The organism is Mycobacterium sp. NGS34 (assembly GCF_059812845.1).
Window position 1 is genome coordinate 183531 of the sequence record NZ_JCALDM010000006.1, and the last position, 15978, is coordinate 199508.

Genomic DNA, 15978 nt, shown 5'->3' on the forward strand with positions numbered 1-15978 from the left:
CAACTAGAAAAAGTGCCAACTAGGAGAAGCAATGACGGTGCAAAACGAGCCGACGACCGCCAAGACCCACGGCGTGGTCCTGACCGATGCCGCCGCCGCCAAGGCGAAGTCCCTGCTGGACCAGGAGGGCCGTGACGACCTGGCGCTGCGCATCGCGGTCCAGCCGGGCGGCTGCGCCGGGCTGCGCTACAACCTGTTCTTCGACGACCGGTCGCTGGACGGCGACCTGACCGCGCAGTTCGGCGGCGTGACCTTGACGGTCGACCGGATGAGCGCGCCGTACGTCGAGGGCGCGTCTATCGACTTCGTCGACACCATCGAGAAGCAGGGCTTCACCATCGACAACCCGAACGCCACCGGTTCGTGCGCCTGCGGGGACTCCTTCAACTGACCTGAGGTGGGCGGCTCAGTAGGAGCCGCCGGTGCGCAGCACATACGAGCAGACCTCGATCTGCCCCCGCTGGAATAGCAGCTGGGCCACCCCTTGCACGTCGCCCCGCGCCGGGCCGCCGGCCGCGGGCGTGACCCGCATGGTGAACAGCGCCTGCGCCTGGTATTGCGACAGGTAGACGATCTTGTCGACGGACGTCAGCTCCACATCGGAGAACTGCTTGCGGAATGCGTCGCTGCTCATCTTGGCCAGCGCCTGGTCGGACCGTTTGTCGCGCACGCCGTCGTACATGCCGCACAGCGCGTTGCGGACGATGACGTCGATGTCGCGGTGCTCGAGCGCGTCCAGGTAGTCCTGAATCGCCGTTTTGGCCGCGCCGTCGGACAGCGAGGTGCCGGTGTTGGCCCCGTTGGTGCGGACCCCGTACGTGATCGCCAGCGTCAGCGCGGCCGCCAGCGCGACGGCCAGCAGCGCGCCGATGACGAAGCGCCGCTTGGATCGTCGCTGCGGGTAGGGCACCGGCTGCCCGGCATAGTTCGCGGGTGCGTCCGCGGCGGGTTGATCGGGGAAGTCGAGCGGCTGGTGCTGGGGGGTTGGTCCGTCGGTGCCGACACTCTGGTCCGGCCAGTGCGGACCTGCCATGTGGTTCTCCTACGCTGGTGGGCGGGACCATGAGCGGGGCTGCGGCCAAGGCTGGGTCCCGGCGGCTGAGTGACTTTCTAGGCAGGCTAGCGCACCCCTTTGCGCGGACCGTGACGCGACGACGCTCGATACGCCTGAGTAAGCTAGATAACCTTACTAACGAAGGAGATTTCGTGACGATCGCGGTAACGGGTTCGATTGCGACCGACCACCTGATGCGTTTCCCCAGCCGATTTTCCGAGCAGCTGCTGCCCGAGCACCTGCAGAAGGTGTCGCTCAGCTTCCTGGTCGACGACCTGGTCATCCATCGCGGCGGCGTGGCGGGCAACATCGCGTTCGCCATCGGCGTGCTGGGGGGCGACGTCGCGCTGGTCGGCGCGGCCGGCGACGACTTCGCCGACTACCGCGACTGGCTGGTGTCCCACAACGTCAACTGCGACAACGTCCTGATCTCCGAGACCGCGCACACCGCGCGCTTCACTTGCACCACCGACGTCGACATGGCTCAGATCGCGTCGTTCTACCCCGGCGCCATGTCGGAGGCCCGCAACATCAAGCTCGCCGACGTGGTGGCGTCCATCGGCACGCCGGAGCTGGTCATCATCGGGGCCAACGACCCGGAGGCCATGCAGGTGCACACCGAGGAGTGCCGCAAGCTCGGGCTGCCCTTTGCCGCCGACCCGTCCCAGCAGCTGGCCCGGCTGTCCGGCGACGAGATCCGCACGCTCACCGACGGCGCCAAGTACCTGTTCACCAATGACTACGAGTGGGACCTGATGCTGTCCAAGACCGGCTGGACCGAGGCCGACGTGATGGCCCAGGTCGAGCTGCGGGTGACCACGCTCGGCCCCAAGGGCGTCGACCTGGTCGAGCCCGACGGCACCGTCACCCACGTCGACGTGGTGCCCGAGACCAGCCAGGTCGACCCCACCGGCGTCGGCGACGCGTTCCGGGCCGGCTTCCTCACCGGGCGCAGCGCGGGCCTCAGCCTGGAACGCTCGGCGCAGCTGGGCTCGCTGGTCGCCGTCCTGGTGCTGGAGTCCACCGGAACGCAGGAGTGGGCCTGGGACCACGAGGTCGCCAAGAGCCGGCTGGCCGGCGCGTACGGCGACGACGCGGCCGCCGAGATCGCCGCGGTGCTGGCCTAGCTCGCCGTTATAGCTGCACGGGGTAGACCGGCTCGCTGATCTGCGGCACGACGCTGTGCTCGACGAAGATCGCGTGCCAGAGCATGAAGATCAGCACCGTCCACAGCCGGCGGCTGTGATCGCTTGTGCCGCTTCGGTGTTCGTCGAGCATCCGGCGCACCGCGGCCAGGTCCACCAGCTGGTCGGCCTGCGACGTGTCCACCATCGCGTACGCCCAGTCCAGCAGCTCGCCCGCGCGCAGCCAATGCCGGATCGGCACCGGGAAGCCGAGCTTGGGCCGGTTTAGCACGTGCGCGGGAACGATCGGCTCCAGCGCGCGCCGTAACGCGTACTTGGTGGTGGTTCGGGTGATCTTGGCCTCGACGGGCAGCCGCGAGGCGACGGCGAACACCTCGGGATCCAGGAACGGCACCCGCAGCTCCAACGAGTTGGCCATCGTCATCTTGTCGGCCTTGACCAGGATGTCGCCCCGCAACCAGGTGAACAGGTCGACGTGCTGCATGCGGGCCACCGGATCCCAGCCGGCGGATTCGGCGTACACCGAGGCGGTCACATCGGTGTGCGTCCATTCGTCGCGGAACCCCGGCAGCACGTCGCGCAACTGCGCGTCGGAGAAACTGCGGGCGTTGCCGTAGTACCGCTCCTCGAGCGTCAGCGACCCGCGGTGCAGCAGGCTCTTGCCGCGCATGCCCTCGGGCAGCGGCTTGGACACCTTGCCCATGGACCGGCGCAGCGGCCGCGGCAGATACTCGAAAGGCTTGAGCGACAACGGTTCCCGGTAGATCGTGTAGCCGCCGAACAGCTCGTCGGCGCCCTCGCCGGACAGCACCACCTTGACGTGCTTGCGGGCCTCGCGGGCGACGAAGAACAGCGGGACCAGCGCCGGGTCGGCGACGGGTTCGTCGAGGTACCAGACGATTTCGGGCAGGGCGGCGACGAACTCGTCGGGGCTGACCACCTTGGCGATGTGGCGCGCCCCGATGGCCTCGGCCGAGGCTAATGCGACGTCGATCTCTGAGAACCCCTCCCGCTCGAAGCCGGTGGTGAACGTGATCAGCCGGGGGTTGTGCCGGATGGCCAGCGCAGCGATGGCGGTGGAGTCGATCCCCCCGGACAGGAACGCCCCGACGGTGACGTCGGCGCGCATGTGCTTGGCCACCGAGTCCTCCAGCACCGCCGTGATCTCGTCGTAGCGGGCCTGCTCGGAGCCGGCGGCGATCGGCGTGGCGGCAAACCGCGGCACGAAGTAGCGGGTGGTCTCGGGCGGCTGGCCGGGCCGGATGCGCGCGTAGCAGCCCGATTCCAGCCGGCGCACCCCGCGGTGCAGCGTCTCGGGCTCCGGCACGTACTGCAGCACCGTGTAGTGCTGCACCGCGCGTTCGTCGATGGCGGTGTCGAACCCGACCAACTCGGCCAGGTCCATCAGGCATTTCTTCTCGCTGGCCAGCGCGGTGCCGCCGGTGCCGGTGGCCATGAAGAGCGGCTTGATACCGAAAGGATCTCGGGCGCAGAATAATTCGCGGGTCTTGGTGTCCCACAGCGCGAACGCGAACATGCCGCGCAGCCTGCGCAGCACGTCGGTGCCCCAGTGGTGGTAGCCCGCGACGATCGCCTCGCCGTCACCGTCGGTGGCGAAGACGGCGCCGTGCTGGGCGGCCAGTTCCTCGCGCAGCTCGAGGTAGTTGTAGATCTCGCCGTTGAACACCAGCACGTAGCGGTCGGGCGCCTCCGGCGGGCCCCAGCGCAGCGGCTGGTGCGAATGGGCGATGTCGATGATGGACAGGCGGTTGAAGCCGAACACCACGGAGCCGTCGGCGCCCGGGTCGGCCCACGTTCCCGGCTCGTCGGGCCCGCGGTGGCGCATCAGGTGCGACGCGGCGGAAATGGCGCCGTCGGCCCGGGCCGCGGCGGCGGCTCCTGCTGCCTCGGGGCCGCGAGCACCGGCCGGGGCCGCCACGAACGCCAACAGACCACACACGGCGCCCCAGTATGCCCCAATTGGGCCGCGCCGGGGGCGCCGCACGCCCGGGACCGGCCGGGGTTTGCGCGACGGCGTCAGCGGCGTGGTCTACGCTGCGTAGTATTCGAATCCGAGCAGGAGGCGCCAACGTGACACCTCGCGAGCAGGTCCGTTCGCAACGTCCGTCGCAGCGCAGGTTCCAGCGTCGTCTCCGGCCGCTGGCGCTGGCCGTGACGCTGGGCGTGCTGGCGCTGACCCTGAGCGGATGCAGCTGGTCGCAGGTGCTCGGCATGGGCTGGCCGGAGGGCATCACGCCGGAGGCCCACCTCAACCGGGAGCTGTGGGTCGGGGCGGTGATCGCCTCCCTGGTCGTCGGCGTCATCGTGTGGGGGCTCATCTTCTGGGCGTCGGCTTTTCACCGCAAGAAGGCGACCGACACCGAGTTGCCCCGGCAGTTCGGCTACAACATGCCGTTGGAGCTGGTGCTCACCGTGACACCGTTCCTCATCATCTCGGTGCTGTTCTACTTCACCGTGGTGGTGCAGGAGAAGATGCTGCACCTGGCCAAGGACCCCGAGGTCGTGATCGACGTCACCTCCTTCCAGTGGAACTGGAAGTTCGGTTATCAGCGCGTCAACTTCAAGGACGGCACGCTGACCTATGACGGGGCCGACCCGGCCCGCAAGAACGCGATGGTCTCCAAGCCGGAGGGTAAGGACGAGCACGGGGAGGAGCGCGTCGGCGCCGTGCGCGGGCTCAACCCGCAGGACCGCACGTACCTGAACTTCGACAAGGTCGAGATCCTGGGGACCGCCACGGAAATCCCGGTGCTGGTGCTGCCCGCCGGCAAGCAGATCGAATTCCGGCTGGCCTCCGCGGACGTCGTGCACACGTTCTGGGTGCCGGAATTCCTGTTCAAGCGCGACGTGCTGCCCAACCCCGAGGCGAACAACTCGGTCAACGTGTTCCAGGTCGACGAGATCCAGAAGACCGGGGCGTTCGTCGGCCACTGCGCCGAGTTCTGCGGCACCTATCACTCGATGATGAACTTCGAGGTGCGGGTGGTGCCGCCCAACGACTTCAAGGCCTACTTGCAGCAACGGATCGGCGGGAAGACCAACGCCGAGGCGCTGCAGGCCATCGCGCAACCGCCGCTGGCGGTGACCACCCATCCGTTCGATACCCGTCGCGGCGAAGCGGCCCAACGTTCACCGGTAGGTTAGGACGCCCAATGAAGATCGAAGCCAGGCTGTTCGAATTCATCGCCGCTTTCTTCGTCCTGTCGGCGGTTCTCTACGGGGTCCTGACCGCGCTGTTCGCGACCGGCGGCGTGGAGTGGGCGGGCACCACCGCGCTCGCGCTGACCGGTGGCCTGGCGGTCATCACGGGTAGCTTCTTCTGGTTCATCTCGCGTCGCCTGGACACCCGGCCCGAGGACTACGAGGGCGCCGAGATCAGCGACGGCGCAGGAGAATTGGGCTTTTTCGCGCCGCATAGCTGGTGGCCCATCCTGGTGGCGCTGGCCGGCTCGGTCGCGGCGATCGGCATCGGTCTGTGGCTGCCGTGGTTGATCGTCGCCGGGGTGGTGTTCATCCTGGCGACGTCGGCCGGACTGGTCTTCGAGTACTACACGGGTCCCGAGAAGCACTGATTTGCGACTCAAAGGTCACAATCAGGGCATCAGTTGATCCGGGCCCGTTTTCCGAGACTTCCTTGCTCTATCCCGTTCGGTAGGGTTTGCCCAGGCACCATGAGAAACTCCCAGACGCGCGCGCACCGATGCAGCCGCGGGGCCTCGCGCGCTGGTGATGCAGTTGGACAGGGCAGGCAACTATGAGCGGGCCGAATCCTCCGGGATGGGAACCTGACGAACCCGATCCCGGCAGCGACATCAGCCACCAACCGGACTCGGGCGACGACGCGGTCGAACCGCATGACGAGCCGGAGCCCATCGACGACAGCGCCGAAATCGCGCCGGCCGACCAGACCGGCCAGACCGACGCCTATTCGCGGGCCTATTCGGCCCCCGAGTCCGAGCACTTCGTCACGGGCCCCTACCTGCCGGCCGACATGCGGCTGTACGACTACGACAGCTACGACGAGCCCGACGACCCGGACGACGAACACCGCGCCCCACGCTGGCCGTGGGTGGTCGGTATCGCCGCGATCGTGGCCGCGATCGCGCTCGTGGTCTCCGTGTCGCTGCTCGTCACGCACACCGACACCAACAAGCTGGCCAACCCCGCCACCACCACCGCGCCGTCCACGCCGCCGGTTCAGGACGAGATAACGACCACCAAACCGCCGCCGCCTCCGCCACCACCGCCGCCCACCACCGAGGCCCCTCCGCCGCCCACCGAGACCCAGACCGTGACGGTGACGCCCACCCCGCCGCCACCGCCGCCCCCGCCCGCGACGAGCGCACCGGCGCCCCCGCCGGCCACCACCACCCCGGCCGGGCCGCGGCAGGTGACCTACTCGGTGACCGGCACCAAGGCCCCCGGCGACATCATCTCGGTGACCTACGTCGACGCGTCGGGCCGGTCGCGCACCCAGCACAACGTGTACATCCCGTGGTCGATGACGGTGACACCGATCTCGACGTCCGACGTCGGATCGGTCCAGGCGTCCAGCCTGTTCCGGGTCAGCCGGCTCAACTGCTCGATCACCACCAGCGACGGGACGGTCCTGTCGTCGAACAACAACGACTCGCCGCAGACGAGCTGCTGATGGTCAGCGGGTATTCCGCCTATCGGCGGGGTTCGGACACCGTTCCGCCGGACGTCATCGACCGCATCCTGGTGGGCGCGTGCGCCGTCGTCTGGTTGGTGCTGCTGGGCGTGAGCGTGGCCGCGGCCGTGGCGCTGGTGGACCTGGGCCGGGGCTATCACAAGACGGCCGGCGGGGGATCGCACACGTCGTGGGTGTTGTACGCCGTCATCATCGTTTCCGCGCTGATCATCGCCGGGGCGATCCCGGTGCTGGTGCGGGCGCGTCGCATGGGTCTGATCGAGCCGGCGGCCCGGCCCGCGCGGCCGCCGAGCCGCCCCCCGGTGCGCCTGATGGCGCCCGCGCCGCGCACCGCGGCCGAGCGGGCCCGTCAGCCGCGGGGGCAGGCCGCGGAGGCGGCCGCCGAGTGGTCCGGCGCGGCGGTGGACCGGATCTGGTTGCGCGGCACCGTCCTGCTGGCGGGAACGATGGGCGCCGCGCTGATCGCGGCGGCCACCGCTACTTACCTGATGGCCGTCGGTCACGACGGCGGGTCCTGGGTGGGCTACGGCCTGGCGGGGGTCATCACACTGGCGATGCCGGCGGTCGAATGGCTGCAAGTGCGCCAGCTGCGCCGCAGCCACGAAGCCCGCTAGCCCGCCGCGCTCGGCTCAGCCCCAGCTCGGCTCGCGACACTTAAACGCCTGCGACGACACGCCGGAACATGTTGCAGCCAGTTAAGTCTCGCGGATCCCGGCTGCGCGGCGTGACGTCTTTTCGTTTGTGGACGAGGCATTCAGGGGCAGCGAGGCGCTGCGGCAGGGGAGGCTGAGCCCGTATCAGTTGCGGACCGCGTTCCGCGCGATCTACCCCGACGTGTACCTGGCGGACCACGCGACGCCGTCGCTGCGCAGCCGTTCTCACGCGGCCTGGCTGTGGTCACGCCGGCGCGGCGTCCTGGCCGGGCTCGCGGCGGCGGCGCTGCATGGCGCGAATTGGATCGACGACGACGAGCCCGTCGAGTTGATCTGGTGTAACCCGCATTCCCCGGCCGATGTGATCACCCGCAATCGACGCGTCGAGCCCGACGAGATCACCCGCGTCGCCGGTCTGCCGGTGACCACCCGCGCGCGGACGGCGTTCGACCTGGCACGGCAACTGCCCGCCGGGCAGGCGGTGGCGAGGCTCGACGCGCTGATGCGCGCGAGCCCGTTCGCCGTGGAGGATGGGGTGCTGCTCGCCAAGCGGTATCCGGGCGCCCGCGGCCTGCGCAGGCTGCGCGCGGCGCTTCTGCTCGTCGATGGCGGCGCCGCGTCACCGAAGGAGACGTGGCTGCGCCTGCTGTTGATCGACGCCGGCCTGCCCGTTCCCACCACGCAGATACCGGCGAGCGAAGGCTGGCGACTGGTCGGCGTGCTCGATATGGGGTGGGAACAGTACGAGGTGGCGGCCGAGTACGACGGCGACCAACACCGAACCGACCGCCGCCAGTATGTCCGAGACCAGGCGCGGCTGCGCGAGCTCGCGGAGCTCGGCTGGATCGTCATCCGCGTCATCGCCGAGGACAAGCCCCAGCACGTCGTGCAGCGGGTGCGTGCCGCGCTGACCCGCCGAGGGTGCCGCGAAACTTAAACCACCGCTACGGCTTTCGGCGTGTCGTGTGCGTGGTGTAAGTGTCGCGACGAAGCGGAGCCCCGGGCCCTAGTGCTCGCCGTGCTCGCCGTTGGTGGAGCCGACGACGCTCTCCTGGTGTTCGCGCAACGCGGTGAGGGAGCGTTGCTCGGCGGAGTGGGCCGCCTCGCGCAGCGCGGCGTCCTCGGACGTCGGATCGGCGAACAAGAAGCTGCCGCTCCCCGGAGACCCGGCCGAACCCAGCTTGTTCATCCGCTTGGGCAGCGCCGAGCCCTGGTATTCCAGCGGGATCGGGTGGCCGTGATCGTCGACCGGTCCGAGCGGTTGGTGCAGCTCGATGTAGGCACCGTGCGGCAGCCGCTTGATGATGCCCGTCTCGATGCCGTGCTCGAGCACGTCGCGGTCACTGCGCTGCAGACCGATGCACCACCGGTAGGTGATGAAGTAGACGAACGGCGGCAGGATCACCATGCCGATGCGCCCGATCCACGTCGTCGCGTTCAGCGAGATGTGGAACTTGAACGCGATGATGTCGTTCATCGCGGCGAGCGTCAGCACCATGTAGAAGGAGATCGCCATGGCCCCGATCGAGGTCCGCACCGGAACGTCGCGCGGCCGCTGCAGCAAATTGTGGTGCGCGTAGTCGCCGGAGAACCGCTTCTCCAGGAACGGGTAGATGATCAGCAGGATGAAGACCGCGCCCATGAGCAGCGCGACCCAGACCACCGCGGGAATGGTGTGGTGCCAGAAGTAGAACTCCCAGGGCGGCCAGATGCGCGCCAGGCCCTCGGTCCACATCATGTAGAAGTCGGGCTGGGAGCCCGCGGAAACCTGAGATGGCTTGTAGGGGCCCAGGTTCCAGATCGGGTTGATCTGTAGCAGGCCGCCCATCAGGCCCAGCACGCCGACGATGGAGGCGAAGAACGCGCCGGACTTGACCGCGAAGATCGGCATCACCCGCACGCCGACGACGTTGTGCTCGGTGCGGCCGGGCCCGGGGAACTGGGTGTGCTTCTGGAACCACACCAGCGCCAGGTGCAGGCCGATCAGGGCCAGGATGATCCCCGGCAACAGCAAAATGTGCAGCGCGTAGAGCCGGGGGATCAGGATGGTGCCCGGGAAGTCGCCGCCGAACAGCGCCCAGTGCAGCCAGGTGCCGATCACCGGCATGCCCAGCGTGATCGACGACAGCGCGGCGCGCAGGCCGATGCCCGACAGCAGGTCGTCGGGCAGCGAGTAGCCGAAGTAGCCCTCGAACATCGAAAGGATCAGCAGCAGCGAACCGATGACCCAGTTGGCCTCGCGGGGACGGCGGAATGCTCCGGTAAAGAAGATGCGCGCCAGGTGCACCATGATCGACCCGGAGAACATCAGCGCGGCCCAGTGGTGGATCTGGCGGACGAACAGGCCGCCCCGCACCTCGAACGAGATGTTCAGCGCCGATTCGTACGCGCGCGACATTTCGACGCCGCGCAGCGGTTGGTACACGCCGTTGTAGGTGACGTCGACCATGGACGGGTCGAAGAACAGCGTCAGGTACACGCCGGTGATCAGCAGGATGACGAAGCTGTACAACGCGATCTCGCCCAGCAGGAACGACCAGTGGGTGGGGAAGACCTTGTTGAGCTGCCGCCGCACGGCCGCCGACGGGTGGTAGCGGGTGTCGATGTCCTCGCCTTGGCGGGCCAGGACGTCACCGATCTTCGGGGGACTCAGTTTCGGACTCATGTTGTCGTCCTCTCCCAGAATGCCGGACCGACGGGTTCGATGAAGTCGCCGTTGGCGACCAGGTACCCGTTGGAGTCAATGGTGATCGGCAGTTGCGCCAACGCGCGCGCCGCCGGGCCGAAGATCGGCTTGGCGAAATGCAGTGCGTCGAACTGCGACTGGTGACACGGGCACAGGATTCGGTAAGACTGCTCCTCGTACAGCGACGCGGGGCAGCCCAGGTGCGAGCAGACCTTGGTGTAGGCGAAGAATTCGCCCCAGTTGAAGCTCTCCTGCCCCTGACGCTTGACCATCCGCGGCATGTCGGTGGGCCGGATGCGGATGAGCATCACCGGGTTTCGGACGCCCATCTTGATCGCGGTGAGCTTCTCGTGGGACTCGGCGGTGGTGCCGTCGCCGTCGGACTCGCGCCACGGGAAGACGGTCTCCATGCCGCCGGCGTCCATGTCCTCGGGGCGCATCTTGACGAACGGCGCTCCCGAATGCGAACCGGTGGCCCGCGCCAGGAAGATGGTTTCGCCGTGGAAGCGCGGGGTCCAGCCCGACGTCCACAGCTCGGCCTTCATGCCGTCGGCGGTGGGCACGACGGGCTTCCACGGGTTCTTGATCAGGCCGCCGGCAAACGCGACCAGGGTGCCCAGGCCGAACGCGCCCAGTCCCATGCCCAGCGACAGCCCGACGAGCTTGCGCCGGCCGATCGTCGAGCCCTGGTAGGCGTCGCCGAGGTTCGCCACGACCGTCTTGCGGTCGATCTCGCGCGAGGCGCCGTCATGGCGCTCCTGGATCGAGATCTCTTCCGGGATAAACCTTTTCTGGTAAAGCACGGCGCCGATCGCGATGCACAGGATCGACATCCCGAAGGTGAAGCCGTACAGGGGAGTGGCCAGCGAGTACAGGAAGTTGCCCGAGGCCTCCTTGGGCCGGTATTCCCACGGCCAGAACAGGAAGATGACCAGCAACGCCAGCCCGAACCCGCCGCCCAGCAAAAGCCAGCGCGCGACGGAGCGCTCGGCGCGCTTCTCGGCCTTGGTGCCCTCGACGGGCCAGCGGGGCTCCTTGAAGACCGTCTCGACGCCGTCGAGCTTGCCGCCCAGCGCCACGAGTTCCTGCTGCGACATCGCGGCCAGGGCCGCCTCGTCGGGCTCGCGTCCCACCGGGGCGGTGTTGTCCGTATCGGAAAGGCTCATGATGCTCGCGCCCCAATCCACAGTGCCAACCCGATGGCCGCCACCATCGCGATGATCCAGAAGGCCATGCCCTCGGGTGCGGGTCCGAATCCGCCGAGGCCGTAGCCGCCCGGCTGCCGTTCTTCGCTCACCGCTTTGACGTAGCCGATGATGTCCTTCTTGGCGTCGAAGGAGAGCTGGCGGTCGGAGAACTTCGGCATGTTCTGCGGGCCGGTCAGCATCGCGGTCAGGATCTGCTGCTCGTTGGCCGGACCCAGGTCGGGCGCGTACTTACCGGACGACAGCGCCCCGCCCTTCCCGGTGAAGTTGTGGCACGACGAGCAGTTCAGCCGGAACAGGTCGCCGCCGCGGCCCAGGTCCTCGCCGCGCAGCGAGTGCATCGCGAGGCTGCCGTCGGGGTTGCGCACGACGGTGGGTCCACCGCCGTTGGCCTGCACGTAAGCGCCGATCGCGTCGATCTGGGCCTCGTCGAAGATCGGCTCCTTGCGCGGCGCCTGCGCCTCGCCGCGCATGGCGGGCATCCGGCCGGTGGACACCTGGAAATAGACGGCCGCCTCGCCGACGCCGATCAGGCTCGGCCCGTGGTCGACCACGCCCTGCAGGTTGGCGCCGTGACACGACACGCAGGACGTGTCGAAGAGCTGCTTGCCGTTGCGCAGCAGCGCCGACGCCGACTCGTCGGCGACGGCCACCTGCGGGGTGGGGGTCAGCACGGCGGCCAGGCCGCCCGCGATGGTCAGCGCGATCAGCAGCAGCAGGCCCCCCGACAGCCGGCGCCGCAGGCGCCGTCGCGAGCGGTCACGCTGCCCTTTTCGCGGCTGGCCCCGCCGCGCACCGTTTCGGGTAGACCCCAGTTTCTTCAACCGAGCACTCCTGTCCGTCTAGGTCTAGCGCCGGCTCATCGGATGAAATAGATCACGGTGAACAGCGCGATCCACACGATGTCGACGAAATGCCAGTAATAGGAGACGACGATGCTGGCCGTCGCCTGCGCGGGCGTGAACTTGCTCATCGCGGTGCGGGCCAGCAGGAAGATGAAGGCGATCAAACCGCCCGTGACGTGCAGGCCGTGGAAACCGGTCGCCAGATAGAAGACGGTGCCGTAGGCGCTGCCGGGGATGGTCGTCCCGTGCGTCATCAGGTGGTAGTACTCGTAGGCCTGGCCGAGGACGAAGAACAGGCCCATCAGGAACGTGACCACATACCAGCGGCGCAGCCCGAAGACGTCGCCGCGTTCGGCCGCGAACACGCCCATCTGGCACGTGAACGACGACGCGATCAGCACGAGCGTCACCGGCACGGCCTGATACAGGTTCAACTCGGTCGGCGGCGGCGGCCACTTCCCGCCGGCCTGCGCCCGCGCCGTGAAATACATCGCGAACAGGCCAGCAAAGAACATGAGTTCGCTGGAAAGCCAGACTATGGTGCCTACCGCGACCATGTTGGGCCGATTCAGCGAATGCACTCGCGAAGTGATCGCAGTACCCGAGGTCCCCACAGCGCTGGTCACATCCGCAAGTATGACGCTTTGTAGTTGTCGAACTCTACCCGGGTCGGAAATTTCGCGAATCGGCGTTTCCGGCGCTACCGCCGGCCCCGCGTCCCGCAACGGTTGGGGGCCCGCTGATCCTCGTGGGACCATCGGCGCGTGCCCGCGTCATCCGAACCCGTGTCCGACCCCCTCGGCGAGGCGCCGAGGTGGTCGCAGGTCCTCGCGCGCCTGACGGGCGGGCGGGAGCTGGCGCGGGGCCAGGCCGGCTGGGCCATGGACCAGATCATGTCCGGGGCCGCGAGCCCGGCCCAGATCGCCGCCTTCGCCGTGGCGATGACGATGAAGGTCCCCACCGCCGCCGAGGTCAGCGAGCTGGCCGACGTCATGCTGAGCCACGCCCGCCCGTTGCCCGCCGCGGGGATCCCCGACGACGCGGTCGACATCGTGGGTACCGGCGGCGACGGCGTCAACACGGTCAACCTGTCCACCATGGCGTCGATCGTGGTGGCCGCCGCGGGGGTGCCGGTGGTCAAGCACGGCAACCGGGCGGCGTCGTCGCTGTCGGGGGGCGCCGACACCCTGGAGGCGCTCGGGGTGCGCATCGACTCCGAACCCGACGAGGTCGCGCGCAGCGTCGCGGAGGTCGGGATCGGGTTCTGCTTCGCGCCCCTGTTTCACCCGTCCTACCGGCACACCTCGGCCGTGCGCCGCGAGATCGGGGTGCCCACGGTGTTCAATCTCCTTGGGCCGCTTACCAATCCGGCGAGGCCACGGGCGGGTTTGATCGGCTGCGCGTTCGCCGACCTCGCCGAGGTGATGGCCGGGGTGTTCGCGTCGCGCCGCTCCAGCGTGCTGGTGGTGCACGGCGACGACGGGCTCGACGAGCTGACCACCACCACCACGAGCACGATCTGGCGCGTGCAGGCGGGCACGGTGGACCGGCTGACGTTCGATCCGGCCGGCTTCGGGTTCGGCCGCGCCGAGCTGGGCGAGCTGGTGGGCGGCGACGCCCGGGCCAACGCGGCCGAGGCGCGTGCGGTGCTGGCCGGGGCCAAGGGCCCGGTCCGCGACGCCGTAGTGCTCAACGCCGCCGGGGCGATCGTCGCCCACGCCGGCCTATCCAGCCGCGCCGAATGGCTGCCGGCGTGGGAGGACGGGCTGCGCCGGGCCTGCGCGGCCATCGACTCCGGGGCGGCCGAACAACTGCTCGCGCGATGGGTGCGGTTCGGCCAGCAGCCCTGACTCGACCTGCTCGCCCGCCAGCCGCGCGGAACGGGCCAGCGCGGCCCATTCCGACCAGGCGCCGGCCGACCGCAGCGGCGAGGACCAGCCCTCGTCGGAGGGGCCCGAAACCCGGACGATGCGCACCCCGGGTGCCGCCAGCCAGCGCGCGATGAGCGCCGTCTCCTCCACCAGCGCGCCGCCGAGCGGGGCCGCCGCCCGCAGGATCGCCTGTGCGCCAGCGTGAATGGCGTCGATCACCGGCATCGGCGGCACCCCGCGCCTGGCCGTGCCGGCCGCCGCGAGCTGGCCGTAGCGCACGACGGCGAGGTGGTAGCCGCCCTGACCGTCGGGCGCGGCGGCGATCAGCTCGGGCAGCGCGGCCAGCGCCCGCAGCCGCTGACCGCGCCACAGCGTCTCGATGGCGGCGGCGACGCGGTCGCGCAGCCGCGCCGCGCTCTCGAAGTGACGTTGCTCGGCAAGCGTCGTGACCTGGCGCACGGCGGCGGCCAGCGCGCCGTCGTCGAGCCCGTCGAGCAGCGCCGCGACCCGCGCCACCGCCGCCGCGTACTGGGTGGCGGTGACGCCGCGCGGCGCCGGGCAGGGCGACACCTCGACCTCCGGGCAGGCCGGCCCGTGCAGCGCCGAGCGCGACAGCCGCGCGGTGCACGTCCGGGCGCCGGTGAACCGCGCCAGCACGGCCGCGGTTTCGGCGGCGTCGGTGCGGGACCGAAACGGGCCGACGGCGCGGTCGTGGCGCGGCGCCCGCACCGCCGCCAGCCGCGGAAACGCCTCGTCGGTGAGCGCGAGCCACCACCACCGCTGCGGGAACCGCGACCGCCGGTTGTAGGGCGGGGCGTGCGCGGCCAGCATCCGCAGCTCCCGCACCCCGGCCTCCAGCGCATGCGCGCATTCGACGTGGTCGACGGCGCTGGCGAGGGTGACCATTTCCTTCATGCGGCCGCGGGGATCCGCGCCGGTGAAGTACTGGCCCACGCGCCGCCGCAGGTCGACGGCGGTCCCGACGTAGAGCACCTCGCCCGCCGGACCGCGGAACAGGTAGACCCCGGGCCGGTGCGGCAGCCCTTCGGCCAGCACCTTTTTGCGCCGCTGGGCCGGCGTCACGTCGGGCAGGTACGAACGCAGGTCGGCGTAGGTGTGCACGCCCTGGTTGCCGACCCGCTCGATCAGCGCGTGCAACACCTCGACGGTGGCGCGGGCGTCGTCGAGGGCGCGGTGCGTGGGCTGGGCGGCGACGGCGAACAGCCGGGCCAGCGCGGCCAGACGCACGCTGGGGGCTTCCTCGCGGCCCAGGACCCGCCGGGCCAGCCGGACCGTGCACAGCACCGGCGGCCGCGGCCAGGCGATCTCGCAGCGACGCGCGGCGGCCCGCAGGAATCCGACGTCGAACCCGGCGTTGTGCGCGACGAGCACCGCCCCCCGGTCCAGGTCGGCGAACTCCAAAAACATCGGCAGCACGGCGTCGATGGTCGGGGCGTCGCACACCATCGCCGTCGTGATGCCGGTGAGCTGCACGATCTGGGGCGGGATGCTGCGTTGCGGGTCGACGAGGGTGGCGAACTCGCCCAGCACGACGCCGCCGCGGACCTTGACGGCCCCGATCTCGGTGATGGCGTCGCAGGGGGTGCCGTCGGTGCTCTTGGTGCGGCCGCCGGTGGTCTCGAGGTCCACCACCACGAAAGTGGTTTCGCGCAAGGGGAGTTCCTCAATGGGTGAGACGGGGGAGGCGCCCGCGTCCCAGCGCGGGCCCAGCTCGGCGAAACTCAGCTGAGTCGCACCGCTCGCACCCATGGCCGCGACGTTAGGCAGGTGCACCGACAGCCGCGGGCTCCCACGCCGGCGGTGGG

General features: G+C 69.6%; 14 protein-coding genes and 1 pseudogene. 8 read left to right on the forward strand and 7 right to left on the reverse strand.

What is annotated here, in order from left to right; translation table 11 throughout:
- The first annotated feature begins 31 nt into the window (after window positions 1–31).
- Window positions 32–391: an iron-sulfur cluster assembly accessory protein gene (locus AC5Y7V_RS17005; protein ID WP_499881203.1), complete on the forward strand. Its 360-nt coding sequence runs from the start codon at window positions 32–34 to the stop codon at window positions 389–391.
- 15 nt (window positions 392–406) lie between these two features.
- Here the strand turns inward: AC5Y7V_RS17005 and AC5Y7V_RS17010 are convergent, their stop codons facing one another.
- The gene (locus AC5Y7V_RS17010; protein ID WP_499881204.1) at window positions 407–1033 is read right to left on the reverse strand and encodes an Rv0361 family membrane protein; all 627 of its coding nucleotides are present in this window, start codon (window positions 1031–1033) and stop codon (window positions 407–409) included.
- 173 nt (window positions 1034–1206) lie between these two features.
- On the opposite strand from AC5Y7V_RS17010, the gene AC5Y7V_RS17015 reads away from it, so the two are divergent.
- Window positions 1207–2181 (forward strand): carbohydrate kinase family protein, encoded by a 975-nt coding sequence (locus AC5Y7V_RS17015; RefSeq protein WP_499881205.1) that lies wholly within the window; start codon window positions 1207–1209, stop codon window positions 2179–2181.
- 7 nt (window positions 2182–2188) lie between these two features.
- Here AC5Y7V_RS17015 and asnB read toward each other — a convergent pair whose 3' ends face one another.
- On the reverse strand, window positions 2189–4159 hold the full coding sequence (gene asnB, locus AC5Y7V_RS17020; RefSeq protein WP_499881206.1) for an asparagine synthase (glutamine-hydrolyzing): 1971 nt from the start codon (window positions 4157–4159) through the stop codon (window positions 2189–2191).
- A gap of 131 nt (window positions 4160–4290) precedes the next feature.
- Here asnB and ctaC point away from each other — a divergent pair, with 131 nt between their 5' ends.
- The 5 genes from ctaC (at window position 4291) to AC5Y7V_RS17045 (ending at window position 8482) form a co-directional block, all read left to right on the forward strand.
- A complete protein-coding gene (gene ctaC, locus AC5Y7V_RS17025) occupies window positions 4291–5364 on the forward strand; it encodes an aa3-type cytochrome oxidase subunit II (RefSeq protein ID WP_499881207.1) in 1074 nt (357 codons plus the stop codon).
- Window positions 5365–5372: 8 nt separating this feature from the next.
- Window positions 5373–5792, forward strand: coding sequence for a cytochrome c oxidase subunit 4 (locus AC5Y7V_RS17030; RefSeq protein ID WP_499881208.1), 420 nt, complete (start codon window positions 5373–5375; stop codon window positions 5790–5792).
- Window positions 5793–5974: 182 nt separating this feature from the next.
- Complete coding sequence (locus tag AC5Y7V_RS17035; RefSeq protein WP_499881209.1) at window positions 5975–6871, forward strand: MmpS family transport accessory protein; 897 nt, start codon at window positions 5975–5977, stop codon at window positions 6869–6871.
- Window positions 6871–7506 (forward strand): DUF2561 family protein, encoded by a 636-nt coding sequence (locus AC5Y7V_RS17040; protein WP_499881210.1) that lies wholly within the window; start codon window positions 6871–6873, stop codon window positions 7504–7506. The genes AC5Y7V_RS17035 and AC5Y7V_RS17040 overlap by 1 nt, the downstream gene beginning before the upstream one ends.
- A gap of 127 nt (window positions 7507–7633) precedes the next feature.
- Window positions 7634–8482, forward strand: a complete 849-nt coding sequence (locus AC5Y7V_RS17045) for a putative endonuclease domain-containing protein (RefSeq protein WP_499881211.1) — start codon at window positions 7634–7636, stop codon at window positions 8480–8482.
- Window positions 8483–8551: 69 nt separating this feature from the next.
- On the opposite strand, the gene qcrB is transcribed toward AC5Y7V_RS17045, so the two are convergent.
- The 4 genes from qcrB to ctaE are packed head-to-tail and all read right to left on the reverse strand — an operon-like array spanning window position 8552 to window position 12907.
- Window positions 8552–10210, reverse strand: a complete 1659-nt coding sequence (qcrB, locus tag AC5Y7V_RS17050; RefSeq protein WP_499881212.1) for a cytochrome bc1 complex cytochrome b subunit — start codon at window positions 10208–10210, stop codon at window positions 8552–8554.
- Window positions 10207–11397: a cytochrome bc1 complex Rieske iron-sulfur subunit gene (gene qcrA, locus AC5Y7V_RS17055; protein WP_499881213.1), complete on the reverse strand. Its 1191-nt coding sequence runs from the start codon at window positions 11395–11397 to the stop codon at window positions 10207–10209. The genes qcrB and qcrA overlap by 4 nt, the downstream gene beginning before the upstream one ends.
- Window positions 11394–12260, reverse strand: coding sequence for a cytochrome bc1 complex diheme cytochrome c subunit (gene qcrC, locus AC5Y7V_RS17060; RefSeq protein ID WP_499881214.1), 867 nt, complete (start codon window positions 12258–12260; stop codon window positions 11394–11396). Before qcrC ends, qcrA begins: the two co-directional genes overlap by 4 nt.
- Before the next feature lie 35 nt (window positions 12261–12295).
- Window positions 12296–12907, reverse strand: coding sequence for an aa3-type cytochrome oxidase subunit III (gene ctaE / locus AC5Y7V_RS17065; protein WP_499881215.1), 612 nt, complete (start codon window positions 12905–12907; stop codon window positions 12296–12298).
- Between the two features lie 138 nt (window positions 12908–13045).
- On the opposite strand from ctaE, the gene trpD reads away from it, so the two are divergent.
- Complete coding sequence (gene trpD / locus AC5Y7V_RS17070) at window positions 13046–14131, forward strand: anthranilate phosphoribosyltransferase (RefSeq protein ID WP_499881216.1); 1086 nt, start codon at window positions 13046–13048, stop codon at window positions 14129–14131.
- Here the strand turns inward: trpD and AC5Y7V_RS17075 are convergent.
- Window positions 14069–15922, reverse strand: a pseudogene (locus AC5Y7V_RS17075) (DEDD exonuclease domain-containing protein); the annotation flags it as partial. The gene trpD and the pseudogene AC5Y7V_RS17075 sit on opposite strands and share 63 nt — an antisense overlap.
- Window positions 15923–15978: the final 56 nt, after the last annotated feature.